The 26,941-nt window shown below is 61.2% G+C and carries 24 protein-coding genes; 14 read left to right on the plus strand and 10 right to left on the minus strand.

Features of this window, described 5'->3' with window-relative positions; all coding sequences use genetic code 11:
- Positions 1 to 83: 83 nt before the first annotated feature.
- The 7 genes from ACZ0AV_RS00545 to gltA all read right to left on the minus strand — a co-directional run bounded on the left by ACZ0AV_RS00545 (position 84) and on the right by gltA (position 4,917).
- Entirely contained in the window at positions 84 to 1,085 is a 1,002-nt protein-coding gene (locus ACZ0AV_RS00545) for a glutathione S-transferase family protein (protein WP_499149230.1), read from the minus strand.
- Between the two features lie 76 nt (positions 1,086 to 1,161).
- Positions 1,162 to 2,157 (minus strand): glycosyl transferase family protein, encoded by a 996-nt coding sequence (locus tag ACZ0AV_RS00550; protein ID WP_499149231.1) that lies wholly within the window; start codon positions 2,155 to 2,157, stop codon positions 1,162 to 1,164.
- Positions 2,154 to 2,489: a TusE/DsrC/DsvC family sulfur relay protein gene (locus ACZ0AV_RS00555; RefSeq protein WP_499149232.1), complete on the minus strand. Its 336-nt coding sequence runs from the start codon at positions 2,487 to 2,489 to the stop codon at positions 2,154 to 2,156. Before ACZ0AV_RS00555 ends, ACZ0AV_RS00550 begins: the two co-directional genes overlap by 4 nt.
- Entirely contained in the window at positions 2,486 to 2,782 is a 297-nt protein-coding gene (tusB, locus tag ACZ0AV_RS00560) for a sulfurtransferase complex subunit TusB (protein WP_499149233.1), read from the minus strand. The genes ACZ0AV_RS00555 and tusB overlap by 4 nt, the downstream gene beginning before the upstream one ends.
- The gene (gene tusC, locus ACZ0AV_RS00565) at positions 2,782 to 3,135 is read right to left on the minus strand and encodes a sulfurtransferase complex subunit TusC (RefSeq protein ID WP_499149234.1); all 354 of its coding nucleotides are present in this window, start codon (positions 3,133 to 3,135) and stop codon (positions 2,782 to 2,784) included. Before tusC ends, tusB begins: the two co-directional genes overlap by 1 nt.
- Positions 3,136 to 3,528, minus strand: a complete 393-nt coding sequence (gene tusD, locus ACZ0AV_RS00570) for a sulfurtransferase complex subunit TusD (protein ID WP_499149235.1) — start codon at positions 3,526 to 3,528, stop codon at positions 3,136 to 3,138.
- Between the two features lie 120 nt (positions 3,529 to 3,648).
- Positions 3,649 to 4,917 carry a citrate synthase gene (gene gltA / locus ACZ0AV_RS00575; RefSeq protein WP_042553721.1) on the minus strand — a complete coding sequence of 423 codons (1,269 nt, stop codon included), beginning with the start codon at positions 4,915 to 4,917 and terminating at the stop codon, positions 3,649 to 3,651.
- A 363-nt stretch (positions 4,918 to 5,280) separates the two neighbouring features.
- On the opposite strand from gltA, the gene sdhC reads away from it, so the two are divergent.
- The 12 genes from sdhC to ACZ0AV_RS00635 all read left to right on the plus strand — a co-directional run bounded on the left by sdhC (position 5,281) and on the right by ACZ0AV_RS00635 (position 19,459).
- Entirely contained in the window at positions 5,281 to 5,655 is a 375-nt protein-coding gene (sdhC, locus tag ACZ0AV_RS00580) for a succinate dehydrogenase, cytochrome b556 subunit (protein ID WP_070883123.1), read from the plus strand.
- The gene (gene sdhD / locus ACZ0AV_RS00585) at positions 5,649 to 6,017 is read left to right on the plus strand and encodes a succinate dehydrogenase, hydrophobic membrane anchor protein (RefSeq protein WP_499153253.1); all 369 of its coding nucleotides are present in this window, start codon (positions 5,649 to 5,651) and stop codon (positions 6,015 to 6,017) included. The genes sdhC and sdhD overlap by 7 nt, the downstream gene beginning before the upstream one ends.
- Positions 6,018 to 6,020: 3 nt before the next feature.
- Positions 6,021 to 7,793 (plus strand): succinate dehydrogenase flavoprotein subunit, encoded by a 1,773-nt coding sequence (gene sdhA, locus ACZ0AV_RS00590; protein ID WP_499149236.1) that lies wholly within the window; start codon positions 6,021 to 6,023, stop codon positions 7,791 to 7,793.
- 11 nt (positions 7,794 to 7,804) lie between these two features.
- Positions 7,805 to 8,524, plus strand: a complete 720-nt coding sequence (locus tag ACZ0AV_RS00595; RefSeq protein WP_499149237.1) for a succinate dehydrogenase iron-sulfur subunit — start codon at positions 7,805 to 7,807, stop codon at positions 8,522 to 8,524.
- 250 nt (positions 8,525 to 8,774) lie between these two features.
- On the plus strand, positions 8,775 to 11,606 hold the full coding sequence (locus ACZ0AV_RS00600; RefSeq protein WP_499149238.1) for a 2-oxoglutarate dehydrogenase E1 component: 2,832 nt from the start codon (positions 8,775 to 8,777) through the stop codon (positions 11,604 to 11,606).
- 72 nt (positions 11,607 to 11,678) lie between these two features.
- Positions 11,679 to 12,905, plus strand: a complete 1,227-nt coding sequence (gene odhB / locus ACZ0AV_RS00605) for a 2-oxoglutarate dehydrogenase complex dihydrolipoyllysine-residue succinyltransferase (RefSeq protein ID WP_499149239.1) — start codon at positions 11,679 to 11,681, stop codon at positions 12,903 to 12,905.
- A gap of 86 nt (positions 12,906 to 12,991) precedes the next feature.
- The gene (lpdA, locus tag ACZ0AV_RS00610) at positions 12,992 to 14,428 is read left to right on the plus strand and encodes a dihydrolipoyl dehydrogenase (RefSeq protein WP_499149240.1); all 1,437 of its coding nucleotides are present in this window, start codon (positions 12,992 to 12,994) and stop codon (positions 14,426 to 14,428) included.
- A 200-nt stretch (positions 14,429 to 14,628) separates the two neighbouring features.
- The gene (sucC, locus tag ACZ0AV_RS00615) at positions 14,629 to 15,795 is read left to right on the plus strand and encodes an ADP-forming succinate--CoA ligase subunit beta (RefSeq protein ID WP_042553713.1); all 1,167 of its coding nucleotides are present in this window, start codon (positions 14,629 to 14,631) and stop codon (positions 15,793 to 15,795) included.
- Positions 15,795 to 16,682, plus strand: coding sequence for a succinate--CoA ligase subunit alpha (sucD, locus tag ACZ0AV_RS00620; RefSeq protein ID WP_042553712.1), 888 nt, complete (start codon positions 15,795 to 15,797; stop codon positions 16,680 to 16,682). Before sucC ends, sucD begins: the two co-directional genes overlap by 1 nt.
- A 262-nt stretch (positions 16,683 to 16,944) precedes the next feature.
- Positions 16,945 to 18,258 carry a branched-chain amino acid transport system II carrier protein gene (gene brnQ, locus ACZ0AV_RS00625; RefSeq protein WP_499149241.1) on the plus strand — a complete coding sequence of 438 codons (1,314 nt, stop codon included), beginning with the start codon at positions 16,945 to 16,947 and terminating at the stop codon, positions 18,256 to 18,258.
- Between the two features lie 80 nt (positions 18,259 to 18,338).
- On the plus strand, positions 18,339 to 19,073 hold the full coding sequence (locus ACZ0AV_RS00630) for a DUF599 domain-containing protein (protein ID WP_499149242.1): 735 nt from the start codon (positions 18,339 to 18,341) through the stop codon (positions 19,071 to 19,073).
- Complete coding sequence (locus tag ACZ0AV_RS00635) at positions 19,070 to 19,459, plus strand: MAPEG family protein (protein ID WP_499149243.1); 390 nt, start codon at positions 19,070 to 19,072, stop codon at positions 19,457 to 19,459. The genes ACZ0AV_RS00630 and ACZ0AV_RS00635 overlap by 4 nt, the downstream gene beginning before the upstream one ends.
- Before the next feature lie 81 nt (positions 19,460 to 19,540).
- Here ACZ0AV_RS00635 and ACZ0AV_RS00640 read toward each other — a convergent pair whose 3' ends face one another.
- The gene (locus ACZ0AV_RS00640) at positions 19,541 to 19,861 is read right to left on the minus strand and encodes a hypothetical protein (protein ID WP_499153254.1); all 321 of its coding nucleotides are present in this window, start codon (positions 19,859 to 19,861) and stop codon (positions 19,541 to 19,543) included.
- Between the two features lie 260 nt (positions 19,862 to 20,121).
- Here ACZ0AV_RS00640 and ACZ0AV_RS00645 point away from each other — a divergent pair, with 260 nt between their 5' ends.
- Together ACZ0AV_RS00645 and htpG are read left to right on the plus strand one after the other, a co-directional pair.
- A complete protein-coding gene (locus ACZ0AV_RS00645) occupies positions 20,122 to 21,360 on the plus strand; it encodes an MFS transporter (RefSeq protein ID WP_499149244.1) in 1,239 nt (412 codons plus the stop codon).
- Between the two features lie 81 nt (positions 21,361 to 21,441).
- Positions 21,442 to 23,346, plus strand: coding sequence for a molecular chaperone HtpG (gene htpG, locus ACZ0AV_RS00650; protein WP_499149245.1), 1,905 nt, complete (start codon positions 21,442 to 21,444; stop codon positions 23,344 to 23,346).
- Positions 23,347 to 23,796: 450 nt separating this feature from the next.
- Here the strand turns inward: htpG and ACZ0AV_RS00655 are convergent, their stop codons facing one another.
- Both ACZ0AV_RS00655 and ACZ0AV_RS00660 read right to left on the minus strand, forming a co-directional pair.
- Positions 23,797 to 25,383: an ABC-F family ATPase gene (locus tag ACZ0AV_RS00655; protein WP_499149246.1), complete on the minus strand. Its 1,587-nt coding sequence runs from the start codon at positions 25,381 to 25,383 to the stop codon at positions 23,797 to 23,799.
- 469 nt (positions 25,384 to 25,852) lie between these two features.
- Complete coding sequence (locus ACZ0AV_RS00660) at positions 25,853 to 26,836, minus strand: tripartite tricarboxylate transporter substrate binding protein (protein ID WP_499149247.1); 984 nt, start codon at positions 26,834 to 26,836, stop codon at positions 25,853 to 25,855.
- Positions 26,837 to 26,941: the final 105 nt, after the last annotated feature.

Raw genomic sequence — 26,941 nt, forward strand, 5'->3', positions numbered from 1 at the left:
GCAGCGACACCCGGGATCTTCATGGCGCGCCAACAATCCCGGGTTACGCCTGCGGCTAACCCAGGCTAAAGGCCAGGTGCTGGTTACCCGTGGCGGTATACGCCCTTGCCCGGCAGGCGCTCGCGGTCGTGGGGCGCATCGAATTCCAGCGCCGGACCTTTGGGCACGATGCCGGTAGGGTTGATGGTCTGGTGGCTGGCGTAGTAGTGGTGCTGGATGTGCCACATGTCCACGGTCGCTGCCACGCCCGGCCATTGGTACAGCTCGCGCAGCCAGTTGCTGAGGTTGGGGTAGTCGGCGATGCGTCGCAGGTTGCACTTGAAGTGGCCGTGGTACACCGCATCGAAGCGCACGATGGTGGTGAACAGTCGCCAATCTGCCTCGGTCAGGTAGTCGCCGGTGAGGTAGCGTGATTGGCCGAGGCGGGTTTCCAGTACCGACAGCTCGCCGAACAGTTCGCCGAAGGCTTCCTCGTAGGCGACCTGTGTGGTGGCGAACCCGGCGCGGTACACACCGTTGTTGACGCTCGGGTAGATGCGCGCATTGAGCGCGTCGATTTCGCCGCGCAAGGCCTCGGGGTAGAAATCCAGGCGGTTGTCGGTCAGCCCGTCGAACGCCGAGTTGAACATGCGGATGATCTCCGCGGATTCGTTGCTGACGATGCGCTGTTGCTGCTTGTCCCACAGCAGCGGCACGGTCACCCGGCCGGTGTAGTCGGGGTCGTCGCGGGTATAGCGCTGATACAGGAAGTCGAAGCCATCCAGCGCGTCGCCAGTGGAGCCGTGCGCGGTGTCGAAGGTCCAGCCGTTCTCGCGCATCAGCCAACTGACCACCGATACATCGATCAGCTCGTCGAGCCCCTTGAGGCTGCGCAGGATCAGCGCGCGATGGGCCCAGGGACAAGCCAGGGATACGTAGAGGTGGTAGCGACCCGCTTCAGCCGCGAAGCCCCCATCGCCAGACGGCCCCGGCGAGCCGTCGGCGGTGATCCAGTTACGGCGCTGTGCGTTTTCGCGCTTGAAGCGGCCACCGGCGCCGTTGTCGTACCACTGGTCGTGCCATTGCCCTTCGATCAGTAAGCCCATGTTGGTTATTTCCCCTGTCAGCTAGTGGCTGGAACTCTACCCAGTCAGCTATCGACAGAACACCTAAAAACCGAGTTCAGCGAATCGACTGGTTCGACATGTGTCGGGCCTGCCAGCGTACTTGCGCCTCGGCGAACGCCGCCTCGCGCGGCAAGCCCAGGCCGCGCAATGCCAGGGCCATGGTGGCGATGATCGCCAACTGACCATAGGCATCCTCGGCCTCGCCCCGCCATACGGCGCGCAGATGCGCGGTGTCCAGGCGTTCCGGCTTGACGTGGCGGCGCTCGGCGAGCATCGGCCAGTCCTCGTCCCAGTTCTCGCCATCCTGCGTGCCATACAAATGGCAGATCGCATCCGGATTGAGCTCGATTTCACCGCCGTCGCCCTTGACCACGATGGCGTGATCGCCCAGCAGTTGGCTGGCCTCGCGATGAACTGCCTGATAGCCGGGATGGAAGATGCTCTGCAGGCCGCAACGCGCCGCCAGCGGATTGATGATGCGCGTCAGGGAGTGGATCGGCGAACGCAGGCCCAGCACGTTGCGCAGGTCGATCATGCGCTGCAGCGCGGGCATCCAGTCGCCCAGCGGCATGAAGGCCAGGTTGCCGTTATCCAGGTGGTGCGAAACCTCGCCCCAGTTACGGCACAGCGCAATGTCCAGTTCGCCGAGCAATTGCTCGCTGTACAGGCGCCCGGCGGTGTGCGCACCGCCGCCATGCATGAAGATGCGCAGGCCGCTGGCCGCCAGTGCCTTGGCGGCCAGCAGGAACCAGGGCAGGTGGCGTTTCTTGCCGGCGTAGGTGGGCCAGTCGAAATCCACTGCGATGCCGGGTGCCGGCAGGCGCGCACGCACCGCTTCGGTAAAGCCGGCCATCTCCTCGGCGCTCTCTTCCTTGTGGCGCAGAAGCATCAGAAAGGCGCCCAGTTGGGCATCCTCGACCTCACCGTCAAGGATCATGCCCATGGCGTCGCGGGCTTCCTCACGAGTCAGGTTGCGGGCGCCGCGCTTGCCCTTGCCGAGAATGCGCACGAAAACGGCAAAAGGGTGTTCGGCTGGGGTGATCAGGTTCATAGGCAATTGGTCGGCTTGGGCAGGCCCGCCAGCTTGGCGGCGAGTTTGGCGGGAGTGCCATTGAACAGGCGATTGAGGTGCAGGCTGTTGCCCTTGTCAGGGCCGAGTTTGAGCGCTGTGTACTTGATCAGCGGGCGGTTGGCGGGCGACAGCTGAAACTCGTCGTGGAACGCGCGCAGCAGCCCGAGGATTTCCCAATGCTCGTCGCTCAGCCGCAAGCCTTCGCGCTCGGCCAGCGCGTTGGCGACGTCTTCGGACCAGTCCTGCAGATCGACCAGGTAGCCGTCCTTGTCCAACTCGATGTGACGGTCATCGATGATCAGGGTGTTCATAACCAGGTATTCACCTTGCTGAAACGGCAGGCGAGGGCGACGAAACCCGGATAGTCCACCTGCTCGACGGCTACCGCAGGCTGCAGCCCACGGGCCTGGAGGTCTTCGTCGAGGGCATACAGCCCTACGCCGGGCAGCGCCGCCAGTGCGTCGGCGTGACGGCTGCCCGGTTGCACGGCGTAAGTGGCATCGCCGCACAACAGCAGGCCGTCGCCACGGCCCAGCAAGCGCAGGCAGCTGTCCAGGCGATCGTCGCTGAACGGTGAGGTTGATACAACGTGCAGGGTCGTCATCAGCAGGTGATCACCTGGTCGTAGCGGTCGATAAGGGCGCGCAGGCCGTCTGCGTCCAGGCGTTCGACGGCCAGCGTGGTGTCGTTCACGCCGCGTAGTGCGAGGCTGTGGGCGCAGGCGTAGAGCGACTCGACGCCAAACATCGGCAGCGCCTGCAGGTTGGCGGTCAGGTCTTTCTGCTGAACGGCTTGCGCCTTCTGGGCAGGCGCCAGTTGCAGAACGCCATCGTCGAGAAACAGCATGGCGATGGGTAGATCGAAGGCGCCGCCCGCCAGGGCGATATCCAGCGCCTCACGGGCGCTTGGCCCGCTCCATGGCGCCCTGCGGCTGATGATCAGCAACGAACGGCTCATTCAGTCGCCTCCAAAACAGATCAGGCGATCGGCCAGTTGCGCCGCCTCGTGCAGTTGCCCGAGTCCGGAAAGTATCCAGGGTGCCGGCAGGTTGGCTGCCTGGCGCTGATAGCGCAGCGCTTCTGCCTCGTCGAGTACACCGCGGCGCAGGGCGGCGGCAATACACACCACGCTGTCGAGCTGGCGGGTACCGATGAATTCGCGCCACTGGTGGGCCACATCGGTTTCATCCTGGGGGCTGACCACATTGCCCGAGGCGCTGTGCACGCCATCGCCATAGACGAACAGGCGCACGATCTCGTGGCCACCCTCCAGCACGGCTTCAGCGAAGCGCAGGGCGCGGCGGGAGGAGGGCGCGGAAGGAGGCGAAAACAGGGCGATGGCGAATTTCATGAACGGCCCGGGTTCGTGGACAGGGCGTCATGATAAGGCCTGATCGGCGCGAGTAGAAACGAAAAAGCCCATATCCGAGGATATGGGCTTTCAGTTCACAGGCTATTCAACGCTGGCGTATTACTTGATATCGCGCTTGGTCGGGCCGGTGTACAGCTGGCGCGGACGGCCAATCTTGTAAGGGCTGGAGAGCATTTCCTTCCAGTGCGAGATCCAGCCGACGGTGCGCGCCAGGGCGAAAATCACGGTGAACATGCTGGTCGGGATGCCGATCGCCTTGAGGATGATGCCCGAGTAGAAGTCGACGTTCGGGTACAGGTTGCGTTCCTTGAAGTACGGATCGTTGCGGGCGATCTCGTCGAGCTTCATCGCCAGTTCCAGCTGAGGGTCGTTGATGCCCAGCTCGGCCAGTACTTCGTCGCAGGTCTGCTTCATGACCTGAGCGCGGGGGTCGAAGTTCTTGTAGACGCGGTGCCCGAAGCCCATGAGCTTGAAGGGGTCGTCCTTGTCCTTGGCCTTGGCGATGAACTTGTCGATGTTCGACACGTCACCGATCTCGTCCAGCATCGCCAGAACGGCTTCGTTGGCACCGCCATGCGCCGGGCCCCAGAGCGCCGCGATACCGGCAGCGATACAGGCGAACGGGTTGGCACCCGACGAACCGGCCAGGCGCACCGTGGAGGTGGAGGCGTTCTGCTCGTGGTCGGCATGCAGGATGAAGATGCGGTCCATCGCCTTGGCCAGCACCGGGCTGATCGGCTTGGTCTCGCACGGCGTGTTGAACATCATGTGCAGGAAGTTTTCCGCGTAGCTCAGGTCGTTACGCGGGTACATCATCGGTTCGCCCTTGGAATACTTGTACACCATGGCGGCGATGGTCGGCATCTTGGCGACCAGGCGCATCGCGGAAATATCGCGATGCTGCGGGTTCTTGATGTCCAGGGAGTCGTGGTAAAAGGCCGAGAGGGCGCCAACCACACCACACATGACGGCCATCGGGTGGGCGTCACGACGGAAGCCGTTGAAGAAGGTCTTCAGTTGTTCGTGAACCATGGTGTGGTTCTTGATGGTGCTGACGAATGCCGCTTTCTGCTCTTCGTCCGGCAGTTCGCCGTTGAGCAGCAGGTAGCAGGTATCCAGGTAGTCGGCTTTTTCGGCCAACTGCTCGATGGGATAGCCGCGGTGCAGCAGGATGCCCTTGTCACCATCGATGTAGGTGATCTTCGACTCGCACGAGGCGGTCGACATGAAGCCGGGGTCGAAAGTGAAGTTGCCCGTGGCAGTCAGGCTCCGCACGTCGATCACATCAGGGCCAACGGTGCCGGATAAAACGGGCAGCTCTACGGGGGCTGCGCCCTCGATGATCAACTGCGCTTTTTTGTCAGCCATGTTTGGCCTCCTAGTTATGCTTGGAATCATCAGTCGGCCCCCCACGCAGGGCCCGCACCACTATAGTGTTATGAATCTGAAAGTCAATTTGCGAAAACCCAGGTAATAGAAGGGTTTGAGCGTGCTATGTGCGACAAAACCGCGCGGCCTATTACGCCTTTTCCTAGGTGGATGCAATCGGTAGAAGGTCGAGGTATGCGCGTTGTCATTAGCGACCTAACTGTCTATACTCTGCGCCCGACTGCCAAGGGCTTTAGGCCCGGATTCTGGTGGTTGTCACTCCTTGGGTGATGGGTACCTGACCAGTGCGCTTCCCGACAACTCAGCCCTGATAGCTGGGGCTCTCAGTGTGATAATAAAGCCGTGAATAGCCAACGACCTGTAAACTTAGACCTTCGGACGATAAAACTCCCAGTCACTGCTTACACGTCCATTCTTCACCGTATATCCGGCGTGATCCTTTTTCTCGGCATTGCCGTGCTGCTGTTCGGGCTCGACAAATCGCTGTCATCGGAAGAAGGCTTCGCTCAGGTGAAAGAATGCTTGACCAGCCCGCTGGCCAAGTTCGTGATCTGGGGACTGCTGTCCGCTCTGCTGTACCACCTGGTGGCCGGTGTGCGCCACTTGATCATGGATGCTGGAGTCGGTGAGACGCTGGAAGGCGGCAAGCTGGGTTCCAAAATCGTTCTCGTCGTATCGGCGATCGTGATCGTGCTGCTGGGGGTGTGGATATGGTAACTAATGTCACGAATTTCTCGCGTTCGGGCCTCTATGACTGGATGGCACAGCGTGTTTCTGCGGTCGTTCTCGCGGCTTATGTCCTGTTTTTGCTGGGCTACATCGTCCTGAATCCAGGCATGGGCTACGCCGAATGGCATGGTCTGTTCTCCAATAATGCAATGCGCATCTTCAGCTTGCTGACCCTCGTCGCGCTGGGCGTTCACGCCTGGGTAGGCATGTGGACGATCTCCACCGACTACCTGACGCCGACCGCGCTGGGCAAGTGGGCCACCGTTGTGCGTTTTCTGTTCCAGGCCGTATGTGGCATCGCCATGTTCGTGTTCTTCGTCTGGGGCGTGCTGATTCTTTGGGGTTTCTGATTCATGACTAGCATTCGTACTCTTTCCTATGACGCCATCATCGTCGGTGGTGGCGGTGCCGGTATGCGCGCTGCGCTGCAGCTTGCGCAAGGCGGTCACAAAACCGCAGTGGTCACCAAGGTCTTCCCGACTCGTTCGCACACCGTATCGGCCCAGGGTGGTATCACCTGCGCCATTGCCTCGAACGACCCGAACGACGACTGGCGCTGGCACATGTACGACACCGTCAAGGGCTCCGACTACATCGGTGACCAGGACGCGATCGAATACATGTGTTCCGTCGGCCCGGAAGCGGTGTTCGAACTCGAGCACATGGGCCTGCCGTTCTCCCGTACCGAGCAGGGCCGCATCTATCAGCGTCCGTTCGGTGGCCAGTCCAAAGGGCCGGACAACCCGACTCAGGCCGCGCGCACCTGCGCCGCTGCCGACCGTACCGGTCATGCGTTGCTGCATACGCTGTACCAGGCCAACCTGAAGGCTGGCACCTCGTTCCTCAACGAGTGGTACGCAGTCGATCTGGTCAAGAACCAGGACGGCGCAGTGGTTGGCGTCATCGCCATCTGCATCGAAACCGGCGAAACCGTCTACATCCGCTCCAAGGCCGTGGTTCTGGCCACTGGCGGTGCTGGCCGTATCTACGCCTCGACCACCAACGCACTGATCAATACCGGTGACGGTATCGGCATGGCGCTGCGTGCTGGCGTGCCGGTGCAGGACATCGAGATGTGGCAGTTCCACCCGACCGGCATCGCCGGCGCGGGTGTGCTGGTCACCGAAGGCTGCCGGGGTGAGGGTGGTTACCTGATCAACGCCCATGGCGAGCGTTTCATGGAGCGTTATGCGCCCAACGCCAAAGACCTTGCCGGTCGAGACGTGGTGGCCCGCTCCATGGTCAAGGAAGTTATTGCCGGTAATGGCTGTGGCCCTGACAAGGACCACGTACTGCTCAAGCTCGATCACCTCGGTGAGGAAGTGCTGCACAGCCGCCTGCCGGGCATTTGCGAACTGTCCAAGACCTTTGCACACGTTGACCCGGTCGTTGCGCCCGTTCCCGTGATCCCGACCTGCCACTACATGATGGGCGGCGTTGCCACCAACATTCATGGTCAGGCGATCACCCAGGACGCCAATGGCGTCGACCGCATCATCGACGGTCTGTTCGCGGTTGGCGAAGTGGCCTGCGTATCGGTTCACGGTGCCAACCGTCTGGGCGGCAACTCGCTGCTCGACCTGGTCGTGTTCGGCCGCGCCGCTGGTCTGCACCTGGAAAAAGCGCTGAAGGAAGGCGTGGAAGTCCGCGGTGCCAGCGCCACCGATATCGAGCTGTCGCTCAAGCGCCTGTCCGGCGTCAACGAGCGCAGCACCGGTGAAGAAGTTGCGCCGCTGCGTAAAGAGCTGCAGCAGTGCATGCAGAACTACTTCGGCGTATTCCGTACCGGCGAATACATGAAGAAGGGCATTACCCAGCTGGCTGATCTGCGTGAGCGCATCGCCAACGTCAAGATCGCTGACAAGAGCCAGGCCTTCAACACCGCGCGTATCGAAGCGCTGGAATTGCAGAACCTGCTGGAAGTCGCCGAAGCCACTGCTATCGCCGCCGATACCCGTACCGAGTCCCGCGGCGCACACGCCCGTGAAGACTACGAGGACCGTGACGATACCAACTGGTTGTGCCACAGCCTGTACTTCCCGGGTGAGAAGCGCGTGACCAAGCGTGACGTCAACTTCTCGCCGAAGACGGTCCCGGCGTTTGAACCCAAAGTTCGTACTTATTAAGGGTGGCTACCATGTCTCTTGGCAAAAGCTTGAAAGTCAGCGTTTATCGCTACAACCCTGAAGTGGACAAAGCGCCCTTCATGCAGGACTTCGACGTCGAGATCGACGGCAAAGACCTGATGGTGCTCGACGTACTGGCCCTGATCAAGGAACAGGACGAAGGCTTCTCCTACCGTCGTTCCTGCCGTGAAGGCGTCTGCGGTTCCGATGGCATGAACATCAGCGGCAAGAACGGCCTGGCCTGCATCACGCCGATCTCCGGTGTGGTCAAGGGCAACAAGCTGGTGGTTCGCCCGCTGCCCGGGCTGCCGGTCATTCGCGACCTGGTCGTCGATATGAGCATCTTCTACAAGCAGTACGAGAAGGTGCAGCCGTTCCTGCAGAACGATACTCCGGCGCCGGCGATCGAACGCCTGCAGTCCCCGGACGAGCGCGAAAAGCTCGACGGCCTGTACGAGTGCATCCTGTGCGCGTGCTGTTCGACCAGTTGCCCGTCGTTCTGGTGGAACCCGGACAAATTCCTGGGCCCGGCCGCGCTGCTGCAAGCCTATCGCTTCCTGGCGGACAGCCGAGATACCAAGACCGCGGAACGATTGGCGTCTTTGGATGATCCATTCAGTGTGTTCCGTTGCCGCGGCATCATGAACTGCGTGAACGTGTGCCCCAAAGGGTTGAACCCGACCAAGGCCATCGGTCACGTACGCAACATGCTGTTGCAGAGCGGCACCTGATTCACTGCTCTTTAGCTTGACCCGCAACGCCTGCCGCACCGACTTCATGTCGGTGTTGCAGTATAGCCAGGACGTCGGTCTAGCCGCCGACGGCCTTATACGAAAAATATGACGACCAGCAGGGGCATTCGGGCTGGTGCCCGGACTATCTGCAGGATTCTTGGTGGCTTTGTGGAAGTCGCTGTTACATGACTTCGCAAGCCAGTCGGTGTCCTCGCCGGTGGTGTCCCCTTACCGAGGGTGACCAAGCATGCAAGAAAGCGTGATGCAGCGCATGTGGGACAGTGCCCACCTATCCGGTGGTAACGCTGCCTACGTGGAAGAGCTCTATGAGCTCTACCTGCACGATCCCAACGCCGTGCCGGAAGAGTGGCGCACTTATTTCGATAAGTTGCCATCCGAAGGCAGCACCGCCAACGACGTATCGCACTCCACGATTCGTGATCATTTCGTGTTGCTGGCCAAAAACCAGCGCCGTGCGCAACCGGCTTCAGCCGGAACCGTCAGCAGCGAACACGAGAAGAAGCAGGTCGAAGTGTTGCGGTTGATTCAGGCATTCCGCATGCGTGGCCACCAGGCGGCCCAGCTCGATCCGCTTGGGCTGTGGCAGCGCCCTGTTCCTGCTGATCTGTCGATCAGCCATTACAGCCTTACCGACGCGGACCTGGACACCACCTTCCGCACGGGTGGCCTGGCAATCGGCAAAGAAGAAGCCACTTTGCGGGAAATCCGCGATGCTTTGCAGCAGACATATTGTCGCACCATCGGCTCCGAGTTCACCCACATCACCGATTCCGAGCAGCGCAGCTGGTTCCAGCAGCGTCTGGAAAGCGTGCGCGGTCGTCCCCAGGTTTCCGCCGAGGCGCAGGCGCACCTGCTCGAGCGCCTGACGGCTGCCGAAGGCCTGGAGAAGTACCTCGGTACCAAGTACCCGGGCACCAAGCGTTTCGGTCTCGAAGGTGGCGAGAGCCTGATTCCGTTGCTCGACGAGATCATCCAGCGCAGCGGCTCTTACGGCACCAAGGAGATCGTCATCGGTATGGCCCACCGTGGCCGCCTGAACGTACTGGTCAATACCTTCGGCAAGAATCCGCGTGACCTGTTCGACGAGTTCGAAGGCAAGAAGGTCGAAGGCCTGAGCTCCGGTGACGTGAAGTATCACCAGGGTTTCTCCTCGAACGTGATGACCACCGGCGGCGAAGTTCACCTGGCGCTGGCGTTCAACCCGTCTCACCTGGAAATCGTGTCGCCAGTGGTAGAAGGCTCCGTGCGTGCCCGTCAGGACCGTCGCAACGATGCCGTGGGTGACAAGGTTCTGCCTATCTCCCTGCACGGTGATGCGGCCTTCGCCGGTCAGGGCGTGGTCATGGAAACCTTCCAGATGTCGCAGACCCGTGCTTACAAGACGGGCGGCACCATCCACATCGTGATCAACAACCAGGTTGGTTTCACCACCAACCGTGCTGACGATGCGCGCTCCACCGAGTACGCCACCGACGTCGCCAAGATGATCCAGGCGCCGATCTTCCATGTGAATGGCGATGATCCGGAAGCCGTGTTGTTCGTGACCCAGTTGGCCGTCGATTACCGCATGCAGTACAAGCGTGACGTGGTCATCGACCTGGTCTGCTACCGCCGCCGCGGCCACAACGAGGCCGACGAACCGAGTGGTACCCAGCCGCTCATGTACCAGCAGATCGCCAAGCAGCGCACTACCCGTGAGCTGTACGCCGAAGCGTTGACCAGCGCCGGTCGTTTGTCGGCAGAAGCCGTGCAGGCACCTGTCGATGAGTACCGCATGGCACTGGACAACGGCCAGCACGTGGTCAAGAGCCTGGTCAAAGAGCCGAACAAGGAGCTGTTCGTCGACTGGCGCCCTTACCTGGGGCACGCCTGGACCGCGCGTCACGACACCCGCTTCGATCTCAAGACCCTGCAGGAGCTGTCCAACAAGCTGCTGGAAACGCCGGACGGCTTCGTCGTTCAGCGCCAGGTCACCAAGATCTACGAAGATCGCGCCAAGATGGGCGCCGGCGGCCTGCCGCTGAACTGGGGCTACGCCGAAACCATGGCGTACGCGACCCTGCTCGTCGAAGGTCATCCGATCCGTATCACCGGCCAGGACGTGGGCCGTGGCACCTTCTCGCACCGCCATGCGGCGCTGCATAACCAGAAGGACGGTAGCGCCTACCTGCCGCTGCAGAACCTCTATGAAGGTCAGCCACGTTTCGACCTGTACGACTCCTTCCTGTCGGAAGAAGCGGTACTGGCATTCGAATACGGTTACGCCACCACCACGCCGAACGCGCTGGTGATCTGGGAAGCCCAGTTCGGCGACTTCGCCAACGGCGCCCAGGTGGTGTTCGACCAGTTCATTTCCAGCGGCGAAACCAAGTGGGGCCGGCTGTGCGGCCTGACCATGCTGCTGCCGCACGGTTACGAAGGGCAGGGCCCGGAGCACTCTTCGGCACGTCTGGAGCGTTATCTGCAGCTGTGCGCCGAGCACAACATTCAGGTAGCGGTACCGACCACGCCGGCGCAGATCTACCACCTGCTGCGTCGTCAGGTCATCCGCCCGCTGCGCAAGCCGCTGGTGGTGCTGACGCCCAAGTCGCTACTGCGCCACAAGCTGGCCGTTTCGACCCTGGAAGATCTGGCCGAAGGCTCGTTCCAGACCGTGATCCCGGAAATCGATACCCTCGACCCGAAGAAGGTCGAGCGCCTGGTACTGTGCAGTGGCAAGGTCTACTACGACCTGCTGGAGAAACGCCGTGCCGAAGGCCGCGACGATATCGCCATCGTGCGTATCGAGCAGCTGTATCCGTTCCCGGAAGACGACCTCAATGAGGTGTTCGCCAGCTACAAGAACCTCAAGCATGTCGTCTGGTGTCAGGAAGAGCCGATGAACCAGGGCGCCTGGTATTGCAGCCAGCACCACATGCGTCGTGCTACCGCGACGCACAAGAAATCTCTGGTGCTCGAGTACGCGGGTCGTGATGCTTCGGCCGCACCTGCTTGTGGTTACGCTTCGATGCACGCCGAGCAGCAGGAAAAACTGCTGCAGGATGCCTTCACCGTTTAAACGCCATCGCGAAGAAGGTGGCCCGCGTGAGGCCACCTTCTCGAACAAACCGAATTTAAGGAACAGAACACAATGGCTATCGAGATCAAAGCCCCTACATTCCCCGAATCGGTCGCCGACGGCACCGTAGCAACCTGGCACAAGAAGCCCGGTGAAGCGGTGAAGCGTGATGAGCTGATCGTTGACATCGAAACCGACAAGGTCGTTATCGAAGTACTGGCCGAGGCCGATGGTGTGGTTGCCGAAATCGTCAAGAACGAAGGCGATACCGTACTCTCCAATGAAGTGCTGGGCACCCTGACCGAGGGTGGCGCAGCTGCTCCGGCCGCTGCCGCGCCTGCCCAGGCCGCAGCTGCTCCGGCTCAGGCCGCTGCACCTGCCGGCGCTGCTGGCGATGACCAGATCCTGTCGCCTGCTGCACGCAAGCTGGCCGAAGAAAACGGCATCGACCCGAACAGCATCAGCGGTTCCGGCAAGGGCGGTCGTGTGACCAAGGAAGACGTGGTCGCAGCCGTTGAAGCCAAGAAGAACGCGCCTGCTGCCAAGCCGGCTGCCGCGCCTGCTGCTGCCGCTCCGGTTGTGGCCGCTGCTGGCGACCGTACCGAGAAGCGCGTGCCGATGACCCGCGTACGTGCCACCGTGGCTCGCCGTCTGGTCGAAGCGCAGTCGAACATGGCCATGCTGACCACGTTCAACGAAGTCGACATGTCCGAGATCATGGCGCTGCGTTCGAAGTACAAGGACCAGTTCGAGAAAGCTCACAACGGCACTCGCCTGGGCTTCATGTCCTTCTTCGTCAAAGCGGCCACCGAGGCACTGAAGCGTCTGCCGGCGGTCAACGCCTCGATCGACGGCAACGACATCGTCTACCACGGCTACCAGGACATCGGCGTCGCCGTCTCCAGCGACCGTGGTCTGGTCGTACCGGTACTGCGCAATGCCGAACTGATGGGCCTGGCCGATATCGAAGCCGGTATCGCTGCCTACGGCAAGAAAGCCCGTGACGGCAAGCTGTCCATCGAAGAGATGACCGGCGGCACCTTCACCATCACCAATGGCGGCACCTTCGGTTCGATGATGTCGACGCCGATCGTCAACCCGCCGCAGGCCGCGATTCTCGGCATGCATAACATCATCCAGCGTCCGGTGGCCGTGAATGGTCAGGTCGTGATCCGCCCGATGATGTACCTGGCACTGTCCTACGATCACCGCCTGATCGACGGCAAAGAAGCCGTGACCTTCCTGGTGACCATCAAGAACCTGCTGGAAGACCCAGCTCGTCTGCTGCTGGACATCTAAACGCAGCTGCAGGTAGCGAGTGGCGAGTCCCACCGGGCTCGCCACCCATGCCTGAGCTCGAAGCTTGAAGCTAAAAGGAATCTTTTATGAGCCAGAAATTCGACGTGGTAGTCATCGGTGCCGGCCCTGGCGGCTATGTTGCCGCCATCAAGGCTGCCCAACTCGGCCTGAAAACCGCGTGCATCGAGAAGTACCAGGACAAGGACGGCAAGATCGCCCTCGGTGGTACCTGCCTGAACGTCGGCTGCATTCCTTCCAAGGCGCTGCTGGACAGCTCCTGGAAATACCACGAAGCCCATGACGGCTTCGCCGCTCACGGCATCAGCACCAAGGGCCTGAGCATCGACGTACCGGCCATGGTCGGTCGCAAGAACACCATCATCAAGAACCTGACTGGCGGTGTTGCCGGCCTGTTCAAGGCTAACGGTGTGACCCTGCTCGAAGGCCACGGCAAGCTGCTGGCTGGCAAGAAAGTCGAAGTCACCGACAAAGACGGCAAGACTTCCGTCGTCGAAGCCGAGAACGTGATCCTGGCCTCCGGTTCGCGTCCGATCGACATCCCGCCGGCTCCGGTCGACCAGGACGTGATCGTCGACTCCACCGGCGCACTGGAGTTTCAATCGGTACCGAAGAAGCTGGGCGTCATCGGCGCTGGCGTCATCGGTCTGGAACTGGGTTCGGTATGGGCCCGTCTGGGCGCTGAAGTGACCGTTCTGGAAGCACTGGACAAGTTCCTGCCGGCTGCTGACGAAGCAGTTGCCAAGGAAGCCCTGAAGATCCTCACCAAGCAGGGCCTGGACATCAAACTGGGCGCTCGCGTGACCGGTTCCGAAGTCAAGAAGAAGCAAGTCACCGTCAACTATACCGACTCGGCTGGCGAACAGAAGATCGTGTTCGACAAGCTGATCGTTGCCGTTGGCCGTCGCCCGGTCACCACTGATCTGCTGGCTTCGGACAGCGGTGTGGATCTGGACGAGCGTGGCTACATCTTCGTCGATGACCACTGCGCCACCAGCGTTCCAGGTGTTTACGCCATCGGTGACGTGGTGCGCGGCATGATGCTCGCTCACAAGGCCTCGGAAGAGGGCGTGATGGTTGCCGAGCGTATCGCCGGTCACAAGGCGCAGATGAACTATGACCTGATCCCGTCGGTCATCTATACCCACCCGGAAATCGCGTGGGTCGGCAAGACCGAGCAGCAGCTCAAGGGCGAGGGCGTTGCCGTCAACGTCGGTACCTTCCCGTTCGCCGCCAGCGGCCGTGCCATGGCAGCCAACGACACCGGCGGTTTCGTCAAGGTCATCGCCGATGCCAACACCGACCGCGTACTGGGTGTACACGTGATCGGCCCGAGCGCGGCAGAGCTGGTGCAGCAAGGCGCCATCGGCATGGAATTCGGGACCAGCGCTGAAGACCTGGGCATGATGGTCTTCTCGCACCCGACCCTGTCCGAGGCCCTGCACGAAGCAGCGCTGGCAGTAAACGGTGGCGCAATTCACGTTGCCAACCGCAAGAAACGCTAAGAAGTCGTTCGTCTGGTGCCGGCCTTTCGGCCGGTGCCGTACAGACGATTTTTCGCGAAGCAGAACCACGGTGCATTGCCCGCGCAGGGCTCAGGCCCATGCGCGGAATGTGCGCCGGACTGCCTAGAGGCGGTCACAGGTGGTGCGGCACGTCAGTGCAGCACCGATGCGCAATACCTAAACGAAAACGGTAGACAAGCATGAATCTTCACGAGTATCAGGGTAAGCAGCTGTTCGCTGAATACGGCCTGCCCGTATCCAAGGGCTTCGCCGTAGACACCCCGGAAGCAGCAGCAGAAGCCTGCGAAAAAATCGGTGGTACCGAGTGGGTCGTCAAGGCTCAGGTACACGCTGGTGGCCGCGGTAAAGCGGGTGGTGTGAAACTGGTCAAGAGCAAGGAAGACGCCAAGGCTTTCGCCGCCAACTGGCTGGGCAAGCGTCTGGTGACCTATCAGACTGACGCCAATGGTCAGCCGGTCACCAAGATCCTGGTCGAGTCCTGCACCGACATCGCCAAGGAACTGTACCTGGGCGCGGTCGTTGACCGTTCCAGCCGTCGTATCGTGTTCATGGCTTCCACCGAAGGTGGCGTGGACATCGAGAAGATCGCTCATGAAACTCCTGAGAAGATCCTCAAGGCCACTATCGATCCGCTGGTCGGCGCTCAGCCGTTCCAGGGTCGCGAGCTGGCATTCCAGCTGGGCCTGGAAGGCAAGCAAGTTGCTCAGTTCGCCAAGATCTTCGTAGGTCTGGCCAAGCTGTTCAAGGATCACGACCTGGCTCTGCTGGAAGTCAACCCGCTGGTCATCAAGGCCGACGGCGACCTGCACTGCCTGGACGCGAAGATCAACATCGACGCTAACGCCATGTACCGTCAGCCGAAGCTGAAGACCTTCCACGACCCGTCGCAGGACGACGCCCGTGAAGCCCACGCTGCCAAGTTCGAACTGAACTACGTTGCCCTCGAAGGCAACATCGGCTGCATGGTCAACGGTGCCGGCCTGGCCATGGGTACCATGGACATCGTCAACCTGCACGGCGGCAAGCCAGCCAACTTCCTCGACGTAGGTGGCGGCGCAACCAAAGAGCGCGTAACCGAAGCCTTCAAGATCATCCTGTCCGACAGCAACGTTGCTGCCGTTCTGGTGAACATCTTCGGCGGTATCGTTCGTTGCGACATGATTGCCGAAGGCATCATCGGCGCAGTGAAGGAAGTGGGCGTCAAGGTTCCGGTTGTCGTCCGTCTGGAAGGCAACAACGCTGAACTGGGTGCCAAAGTCCTGGCCGAAAGCGGCCTGAACATCATCGCGGCAACCAGCCTGACCGACGCTGCTCAGCAAGTCGTCAAAGCTGCGGAGGGCAAGTAATGAGCGTCCTGATCAATAAAGACACCAAGGTTATCTGCCAGGGTTTCACTGGTTCGCAAGGTACCTTCCACTCCGAACAAGCCATCGCCTACGGCACCAAGATGGTTGGCGGCGTGACTCCAGGCAAAGGCGGCACTACCCACCTGAACCTGCCAGTGTTCAACACTGTGAAGGAAGCTGTGGAAGCGACCGGCGCTGACGCTTCGGTCATCTACGTTCCGGCTCCGTTCTGCAAGGACTCGATCCTGGAAGCTGCTTTCGGCGGCATCAAGCTGATCGTGTGCATCACCGAAGGCATTCCTACCCTGGACATGCTGGATGCCAAGGTCACCTGCGACGAGCTGGGCGTTACCCTGATCGGCCCGAACTGCCCAGGCGTGATCACGCCGGGCGAGTGCAAGATCGGCATCATGCCAGGCCACATCCACCTGCCAGGCAAAGTAGGCATCGTGTCGCGTTCCGGCACCCTGACCTATGAAGCCGTCAAGCAGACCACCGACGCCGGCTTCGGCCAGTCCACTTGCGTGGGCATCGGCGGTGACCCGATCCCGGGCTCCAACTTCATCGACATCCTGAAGCTGTTCCAGGAAGACCCGAAGACCGAAGCGATCGTCATGATCGGCGAGATCGGCGGTTCGGCTGAAGAAGAAGCAGCTGCCTACATCAAGGCCAACGTCACCAAGCCTGTAGTTTCCTACATCGCTGGTGTGACCGCGCCTCCCGGCAAGCGTATGGGCCATGCTGGCGCCATCATTTCCGGCGGCAAAGGCACTGCAGACGAGAAATTCGCTGCACTGCAGGACGCTGGTGTGAAAACCGTGCGTTCCCTGGCTGACATCGGCAAGGCCCTGGCCGAGCTGACCGGTTGGGAAGTGAAGAAGGCGTAAGCCATCCGAACAGAAAAAGGCCACCTTCGGGTGGCCTTTTTCGTTCAGGCGACGCCAACTTACAGCTGTTCGACAGTTTATTCGGCAATTTCGAGATAACTGCCGATTTTGGTTACCATGCCGCCCCGGCATACGTTCTGCCACAAGCAGACGAAACTTTGCCTCCACTGGTCCGGCCCACGAGCCCGGACAACGTTTCCCCTGATCCCGATGGAAACCCTCCGGAACATTTCTTGATTTTCTGCCAGCGGTATTTCCCTCTATGACTCGCTTGAAAAGCCTGGACATCCTGGCTCTCGGTTTCATGACGTTCGCGCTTTTTCTGGGCGCGGGCAACATCATCTTCCCACCCAGTGCCGGCCTGGCCGCTGGCGAGAACATCGCCGCCGCGGCGATTGGCTTTCTGCTCACCGGGGTCGGCCTGCCGCTGCTCACGGTGGTGGCCCTGGCCCGGGTGGGCGGCGGCCTGCCAACCTTGACCACTCCGCTGGGGCGCTGGGCCGGTATCGCGCTTGCCGTTGCCGTGTACCTGGCGATCGGACCGCTGTTTGCCACGCCGAGGACGGCTGTCGCATCGTTCGAAATTGGCATGCAGCCTTTTGTCGGCAGCAGTGCCACGGCGCTGTTCGCATACAGCGTGGTGTATTTCGCCGCCGTGCTGTTCCTGTCGCTCAACCCGGGTCGCCTGGTCGATCGGGTCGGCAAGTTCATCACGCCGGTGCTGATCGTGGCACTGATCGTATTGGGTGGCGCCGCGCTGTTCGCCCCGGCTGGTGAGGTCGGGATGGCAACCGGTGCCTATCGCAGCGAGCCATTGGTGCAGGGCTTCCTGCAGGGCTACCTGACGATGGATGCGCTGGGCGCCCTGGTATTCGGCATCGTGATCGCCAATGCGGTTCGCGCGCGTGGTATCACCGATCATGGCCTGGTGACCCGTTACTGCGTAATTGCCGGCATCATCGCGGCGGTGGCGTTGTCATTGGTGTACCTGTCGCTGTTCTACCTCGGCGCGACCAGCCATGAGCTGGCTGCAGGTGCGGAAAATGGCGGGCAGATTCTTACCGCCTACGTGAACGATACCTTCGGTTCTGCCGGTTCGCTGTTGCTGGCCGTGGTGATCATCCTCGCCTGTCTGACCACTGGGGTTGGCTTGCTGACCGCCTGCGGCGAGTTCTTCAGCGACCTGCTCAAGGTGCCCTACCGCGCCGTGGTGGTGGTTCTGGCGGTATTCAGCCTGGCGGTTTCCAACCAGGGGCTTACGCAACTGATCAGCGTCTCGGTTCCCGTGCTGGTCGGCCTGTATCCGCTGGCCATCGTGCTGGTGGCGCTGAGCCTGGCGAGCCGTTTCTGGCTTTCGCAAAGCCGTGTATTCGTGCCGGTGATGGCGGTGACATTGATCTTTGGCGTGGCTGACGGCCTGGGCGCAGCCGGCTGGAGCGACTATGTGCCGGCCATCTTCGCCAAACTGCCCTTGGCCGCTCAGAGCCTGGGTTGGCTGGTGCCTGTGCTGGTGACCCTGGCAATCGCCTGTCTGGTTGACCGGGCGTTGGGCGCGCGGCGACCTGCCGCTGCCTGACCTTCCCAAGAGCCGCTCCCCCGAGCGGCTTTTTATTATCGTGCACGGCTATAATCGCTCCAGCCTTACAAGGAGCCTGCATGTCCATCAGTGAAGAATATCTGCCGCACATACTCGCCGTTCTGTGGTTCGTCCTGTGCTGGGGCGGCTACACCCGTTATGCCCAGGCCAAGGGCCGTACAACGCCCTGCCTGGCCAGCGTTCTGCATCTTTATCGAGAAGACTGGATGCGCCGCATGTTGCTGCGCGACAACCGTATCGCCGACGCCAACGTGATCGGCAACCTCGAGCGCAACGCCTCGTTCTTCGCCTCCAGTACCCTGATCATCCTGGCCGGCATCCTCACGGTGCTCGGTGCATCGGACCGCGCGGTGTCGCTGTTGGCCGATTTGCCGTTCGTGCAGGCTGCCAGCCGCAGCATGTCGGAGGCCAAGCTGTTGTGCCTGGCCGTGGTCTTCGTCTATGCCTTCTTCACGTTCAGTTGGTGCATGCGCCAGTACAACTTTGCCGCCGTGCTGGTGGGCTCCGCGCCGATGATCGGCGAGCGGCACGTCACCGAGCAGGAGCGCAAGGCGTTTGGCGAGCGTACCGCGCGGGTGATCTCGATGGCGGCCAACCAGTTCAACTACGGCCTGCGAGCCTATTACTTCGGTATGGCGACGCTCGCCTGGTTCATCAACCCGTGGTTCTTCATGCTGGTTAGCGCAGGCGTTGTGGTGGTGCTGTATCGCCGTGAATTTCACTCCGACGTACTGGAAGTGATGGTCTATACGCAAACGCCGACTTTCGAGCCGGCCAAGGAGAAAGTCGAGTGAGTATTCCATTCTGGTGCGTATTCATCAGTGCCTTGCTGATCTTCATCGCGAAGATGCCGGTAGCCAAGGCAATGAAGGAAGAAGGAGGGCAATACGATAACCACGATCCACGCGCGCAGCAGGCGCGTCTCAAGGGGTTCGGGGCACGTGCATTGGCCGCGCATCAGAACAGCTTCGAGATATTTCCGCTGTTTGCAGCAGGCGTGCTGATGGCTCACGTCACGCAGAGCAGTGGGTGGCTGGTGGATGTGCTGGCAGTGGTGTTCGTGGTCTCGCGGGTGCTCTACCTGCTCTGTTATTGGGCAGATATGCATTGGCAACGCAGTGCGGTCTGGATAGTGGGGCTGGTGTGCAGCCTGTTGCTTATGCTGACGCCGGCGCTCTGAGCGCTTCAGCCGGTAGCCTTGGGGAAAGGCATTTGGAGAGTGACGTTATCCGCAGCAAGCTGCGGATAACGTACAGAATCATTACTGCTTGGCAGGTTCTGCAGGTGCCGCTGGCTCCGCGGGAACTGCTGGCGGCGTAGCCGGCATGCTGGAATCGCCTGGAGTGGCATTTTCAGGCGTGGTTTGCTGAGAGTTTTCCTGTTGCTCGGCGGCGCTCTCCTGAGCAGCTTCAGCTTCCTTCTGGGCAGCTTCGTTGCTCTCCTCAGCGGCGTCGTTCATCGACTCCTGGGCTTCGGTACGGGCTTCCTGAGCATCTTCGGCTTTGTTTTCGGACGGCTTGTCACAGGCCGCAAGGCCCAGCGTGGCAGCCAGCATGAAGGCGTAAGCGACTGATTTTTGCATGGTGGTGCGTCTCCTTTGGGTAAATACCATTACGGTTTTTCGAGGCGCCTAAAGGGGTATAAGTTCATTTCCTTTCTGCTCGATGCCCCATAAAGCACTGCCCATACTGCTGAAAGCACCAATTCAGGGCCTGTCACAAAACTGGAAAATTCTTGATTACCCGATGGAATCGGCGCGCGCCGATGATTATCGTGACGCTCGTTTATCGCTGCAGATCGCGCATCCGCCGCCGAGCCTGGCTACTGATCTAAGGAAACTGAATGGACGCGTTGCTGATCCTGAGTGGTCTGCTACTGATTCTCGTCGGCCTGGTGCTGCTGGTGATGCGCGGGTTCGCCACGAGCCTGCTGTGGGGCTGGGCGTGCCTGCTGCCACCGTTGACGCTGCTGTTCATCGTGCGCCATTGGCGCCGGGCCAGGCACGCACTGGCCTGCTGCGCGCTGGGTTTCATCCCGCTGGTGGTCGGCCTGGCGGTGATGGCCGGGCAGGATCCGCAGCGCCTGGAAGCCATCCTGGGCCTGCAGTGGCTGCAGCCGGAAAAACAGGAGCCCGGTGACCTGAACATCCAGCTTCATGGCCAGCTCAATGGCGAGCCGTTCGTGCCACGTGAAGGGGAGTTGGTAGACGGCGCGCTCAGCCTGCGCGAAGGGCAGGATTTCTTCGCGCGACGTGAATTGATCATTCGTGGCCTGCCACTGGCGGCTGACGGGGTGCGCATGGACGTTCTACCCGATGACCAGGGCGCGTTACCGGAGATCGAGCTGAGCTGGCTGCTGCCCGATCAGGAATTGCCCGAGGCGCGTCAGCTAAAGGGCGGTTACACCCTGCACCTGGACCTGCGTGCCGAGGCGCCCAATCGTCTGGTTGGCGACTTTCACCTGGTACTGCCAGCGCAATTCGAGACCACCCTGAGTGGCACGATCGAGGTGTTTCGCAACGGCCTGCGTTACCACGAGGGCAGGGTGGATCGCCGTATCGACTCGCGCGACACCCTGGCGTATGTACTCACCGACTATCTGCAGCGGCGCTTCACCACCCGCGATGTGCAGCTTTCGCCTTTGCCTGTGATGGCCGTGACGGGCAGTAACCTGATGCTGGACGTGACGGCGCGTATCGATGGCCGTGAGCAGCGTCTGCCGCTCAGCCTGAGCAAACACCCACAGCAGGGCTGGCGGGTGGATGACGATCGCTTTGCCAACCTGCCCGCCGCCGGCAGCACCCCTGCGGCTGCGCCCATCGAGCCCGCTGCGTCGCGCGCGACCGAGGCGGCCGGGGATCCACGCCAGGATTTCTCCCTGGTGCGTCTGCTCGCCGAGCCACAGCGCTACATCAATCAGCCGTTACGAGCATTCAGCGAGAAAGGCAACTCGATCCAGGGGCGGCTCGTCGGGATCGAACAGGGCCAGCTGATTCTCAGCCAGCGCCTCAATGGTTCGGGCGAGGCGCGCTTTGCCATGCCGCAAACGGACATCGTGCATGTCGAACTGATCGACGAATGACTTGAAGTTTTCCCGCGGTGCCCCCACCTGATGGTCATCCGCCGTACCGCGGCTTAGCCATCAATGTGGAGTTAGATGACCATGAGTGTGGAAACTCAAAAAGAAACCCTGGGCTTCCAGACCGAGGTGAAGCAACTGCTGCACCTCATGATTCACTCGCTGTATTCCAACAAGGAAATCTTCCTGCGCGAGTTGATCTCCAACGCCTCCGACGCCGTAGACAAGCTGCGTTTCGAGGCGCTGGCCAAGCCCGAACTGCTCGAGGGCGGTGCCGAGCTGAAGATCCGCGTGACCTTCGACAAGGACGCCAAGACCGTCACCCTCGAAGACAACGGCATCGGCATGAGCCGCGAAGAAACCATCGCGCACCTGGGCACCATCGCCAAATCCGGCACTGCCGACTTCCTCAAGAATCTCTCCGGTGACCAGAAGAAGGACTCGAATCTGATCGGCCAGTTTGGCGTGGGCTTCTATTCGGCGTTCATCGTCGCCGACCAGGTCGAGGTCTTCACTCGTCGTGCCGGCCTCTCGGCAGGCGAGGGCGTGCACTGGTCGTCCAAAGGCGAAGGCGATTTCGAGATCGCCACCGTCGAGAAGGCCGAGCGCGGTACCCGAATCGTTCTGCACCTCAAGAGCGGCGAAGAAGAGTTCGCCGATGGCTGGCGCCTGCGCAACGTCATCAAGAAATATTCCGACCACATCGGCCTGCCGATCGAGCTGCCGAAGGAATTCCACGGTGAAGAGAAAGACAAGCCCGCGGAGCCTGAGTGGGAAGTGGTCAACCGCGCCAGCGCGCTGTGGACGCGTCCGCGTACCGAGGTCACCGACGAGCAGTACCAGGAATTCTACAAACACGTTTCCCACGACTACGACAACCCGCTGAGCTGGAGCCACAACAAGGTCGAAGGCAAGCTGGAATACACCTCGCTGCTGTACGTGCCGGGCCGCGCGCCGTTCGATCTGTACCAGCGTGAAGCACCGCGTGGCCTGAAGCTGTACGTGCAGCGCGTGTTCATCATGGACCAGGCTGACGAGTTTCTGCCCCTGTACCTGCGCTTCATCAAGGGTGTGGTCGATTCCAACGATCTGTCGCTGAACGTCTCCCGCGAAATCCTGCAGAAGGATCCGGTGATCGACTCCATGAAGTCGGCCCTGACCAAGCGCGTGCTCGACATGCTGGAGAAACTGGCGAAGAACGAGCCCGAGCAGTACAAGGCGTTCTGGAAGAACTTCGGCCAGGTCCTCAAGGAAGGCCCGGCGGAAGATTTCGCCAACAAGGAAAAGATCGCCGGCCTGCTGCGCTTCGCCTCGACGGCCGAAGGCGAGGGTGAGCAGGTGGTTTCTTTGGGCGACTACATCGGTCGTCTCAAGGAAGGCCAGGACAAGGTCTACTTCCTCACCGGCGAGTCCTACGCGCAGGTCAAGAACAGCCCGCACCTGGAAGTCTTCCGCAAGAAAGGCATCGAAGTGCTGCTGCTCACCGATCGCATCGATGAGTGGCTGATGAGCTACCTCACCGAATTCGACGGCAAGACGTTCGTTGACGTGGCTCGCGGTGACCTGGATCTGGGCTCGCTGGACTCGGAAGAAGACAAGAAGGCTCAGGAAGAAGTCGCCAAGAGCAAGGAAGGGTTGGTCGAGCGCCTGAAGAGTGCGCTGGGCGAGCAGGTTGCCGAGGTGCGTGTGTCCCACCGCCTGACCGACTCGCCGGCCATCCTGGCCATTGGCGAACAGGACCTGGGCCTGCAGATGCGTCAGATCCTCGAGGCCAGCGGGCAGAAGGTGCCGGATTCGAAGCCGATCTTCGAATTCAACCCTAACCACCCGCTGATCGAGAAGCTGGATGCCGAGCCGGACGAAGACCGTTTTGGCGACCTGTCGCACATCCTCTTCGACCAGGCGGCGCTGGCTGCAGGCGACAGCCTCAAAGACCCGGCCGCCTATGTGCAGCGCCTGAACAAGCTATTGGTCGAGCTCTCTGCCTGAGAACCTATTTACGACTAGCTGCGCGTCGGCCCTGCGGCGTTGAAAACAGGCTCGGAATGCTCATGTACAACAGTACAGTCGCCCGCGACTCCGACCGTTCCTCGCCTGTTTTTGCGGGGCCGCCTAGGCCTTGCAGTTCTCTAGCTCGCAAGGTCGTAAACAGGTTCTAGCTGCTAGCTGCAATGCAAAACGCCGCTCAATAGAGCGGCGTTTTTGTATCTGTTGTTTGGTGTCATGTTGCCTGCTACTCCGTAGCCTGGGTCGAGCGCAGCGACACCCGGGGAGATTTCCTGGGTATCGCGATGCTCAACCCAGGCTACGGGGCGTTAGCTCGGGGCTGGCCGCGTAGGTCGAGGAGCGAAGCGGCGATACCCATTAAAAAACCATCTACACGAAAAAGCCCCGTCATCCAGTAGATGACGGGGCTTTTGGTCGTGCCGGCTCAGCTGATCAGACGATGATGCCCTGGCTGCGCAGATAGTCGTCATAGGTGCCGCTGAAGTCGGTCACGCCGTTGGCCGACAGCTCGATGATGCGAGTGGCCAGAGAGCCGACGAACTCGCGGTCATGGCTCACGAAGATCAGCGTGCCCGGGTAGTTCTCCAGCGCCAGGTTGAGCGCCTCGATGGATTCCATGTCCAGGTGGTTGGTCGGTTCGTCCATCACCAGCACGTTGGGCTTTTGCAGGATCAGCTTGCCGAACAGCATGCGGCCCTGTTCGCCACCGGAAATGACCTTGACCGACTTGAGGATCTCGTCGTTGGAGAACAGCATGCGGCCGAGGGTGCCACGAATCACCTGTTCGCCGGTGGTCCATTGGCCCATCCAGTCGAACAGGCTGACATCATCCTCGAAGTCATGGGCGTGGTCCTGGGCGTAGTAGCCGACTTCGGCGCTCTCCGTCCATTTCACCGCACCGGCATCGGGCTTCAGCTCGCCGACCAGAGTGCGCAGCAGGGTGGTCTTGCCGATGCCGTTGGGCCCGATGATCGCCACGCGCTCGCCGGCTTCTACCGTGAAGCTGAAGTTCTTGAACAGCGGCTTGCCATCGAAACCCTTGGACATCTGCTCGATGGTCACGGCCTGGCGGTGCAGCTTCTTGGTTTGCTCGAAGCGAATGAACGGGCTGACCCGGCTCGACGGCTTGACCTCGGCCAGCTGGATCTTGTCGATCTGCTTGGCACGGCTGGTGGCCTGCTTGGCTTTCGAGGCGTTGGCCGAGAAGCGGCTGACGAAGCTCTGCAGTTCGGAAATCTGCGCCTTCTTCTTGGCGTTGTCCGACAGCAGCTGCTCGCGCGACTGGGTCGCCGCGGTCATGTATTCGTCGTAGTTGCCGGGGAACAGGCGCAGCTCGCCGTAATCCAGGTCGGCCATGTGGGTGCAGACCGAGTTGAGGAAGTGACGGTCGTGAGAAATGATGATCATGGTGCTGTTGCGCGCCGTGAGTATCGTTTCCAGCCAGCGGATGGTGTTGATGTCCAGGTGGTTGGTCGGTTCGTCGAGCAGCAGTACGTCCGGGTCGGAGAACAGTGCCTGTGCCAGCAGCACGCGCAGCTTCCAGCCGGGCGCGACTTCACTCATCGGGCCGAAATGCTGTTCCAGCGCAATGCCCAGGCCGAGCAGCAGCTCGCCGGCGCGAGATTCGGCGGTATAGCCGTCCATCTCCGCGAACTCGCCCTCGAGCTCACCGACCTTCATGCCGTCCTCTTCGCTCATTTCCGGCAACGAGTAGATGCGATCCCGCTCGGCCTTGACCTTCCACAACTCTTCGTGGCCCATGATCACGGTGTCGATCACGTTGAATTCTTCGTAGGCGAACTGATCCTGGCGCAGTTTGCCGAGGCGCACATTCGGCTCGAGCATGACCTGGCCGCCGGACGGTTCGAGATCACCGCCGAGGATCTTCATGAAGGTCGACTTGCCGCAGCCGTTGGCGCCGATCAGGCCGTAGCGGTTGCCGTTGTTGAACTTTACGGACACGTTCTCGAACAGCGGCTTGGCACCGAACTGCATCGTGATGTTAGCTGTGGAAATCAAAGTGCTTACCTATCAATAACTTGGCTTCGCGCATCTTGGCCGGATAACGGTTCGGTACCACTATCGAGGCTGTTCGTCTGCTTTTGGTCTAAGGCAGAGCGGGGTTCAGCGCGCGTATGTGAAGAGCAGCGGTGGCACGGAGTGGCCAGGCTGCTGGGCAATAAAGGCGGGTTTCATGTCCGACATCCGACAGATTGTCTCATACGTGTGACGCCAGTTATACGGCCACCTGTATTGAGGCCTGGCGAGAGGCGCTTGCGTGCTGGCGGCGCAGGTGCCGGGGGAGGCGCCGCTGTCGGAGCCCGTTTGGCTGCTTCGGCGTCCGCGCCTGCAGCAATCAGGCAGACCGATCAGGCGCTAGCAGAAGGGCGAGTGATGGCCTCAAACAATGTGGTGCGGGCGGGGAACTCCGCAACAGGCGGTGCATTCCCTGGGCGAGGCCCAGGGAATGCGGTCTGGCGCGGCCTATTTATTCCTGGATCAGGCCGAATTCCTTGGCCAGTGCGGTGTACTCGACGGTTTGTTGCTTGACGAAGGCGTCCAGTTCTTCACCGGTCATGGCGAAGGGGTACAACTGCCGGTCCTTGCGCAGTTTGGCGAAATCTTCCGAAGCCAGGAGCTGGTCGAAGGCATTCTTCCACCAGTTATAGGCTTCGTCGCTGACTTTCGGGCCCACATAGAAACCGCGTATAACCGGCCAGGTAACGTCGTAGCCCTGTTCTTTGGCCGTAGGGATGACCGATACCACGTCACCTTCCAGACGCTCTTCGGATAGCACGGCAAGAATGCGCATGTCGCCGCTTCGAATGTGGGGTACCGAGTCGGCGATATCGGTGCTTGCCACCTGGATGTGCCCACCGAGTAGCGCAGTGGCCAATTCGCCGCCGCCTTCCATCGCCACGTTGCGCATGCTGCCCGGGTCGACACCTGCCTGCCGGGCGATCAGCGCGGTTTGCATCCAGTCCTGGCCGCCTACCGTACCGCTGGTGCCAATGACCACCTTGGTGGGATCCGCCTTCAATGCGGCAATCAAATCGTCGAGGTTCTTCAGGGGTGAGTCGGCACGTACCGCCAGGGCGCCATAACTGGTTCCCAGGCCGACCAGCCATCTCACCGAGTTCACGTCGTAGCGACCGTATTTACCCTGCGCCATGCTGAGCAGCGAACCGCTGGAAAACGCCGTGATGGTGCCAGGGTCGGCGGCGCGCTGGGCGGCAACGGCGTTGTAGGCAACCGCGCCGCCGCCACCTGGCATGTAGGTCACGCGCATCGGTGATTTGAGCATTTTGCTCTGCAGCAAGGCGCTCTGCGCCAGTTTGCACGTCAGGTCGAAGCCACCGCCGGGGGCCGCCGGGGCGATGCACTCGGGGCGACGCGGTTCTTCCGCGAGGGCCTGCCCGCCGAGCAGCAGGCATGATGCAGTGAGCAGGAGGGTGCGCAGGGATGTCTGCATGGGTGTTCTCCAGTGGAGTCTTTATTGTTGGCGCCGGGTCGGTCGCGGGCCGTGCAGGCGTTATCCGCAAGCAGGGTGCAACGGCTACGGCGTTCTCTTTTCACT

The sequence above is a fragment of the Pseudomonas sp. AC532 genome, from assembly GCF_979258965.1.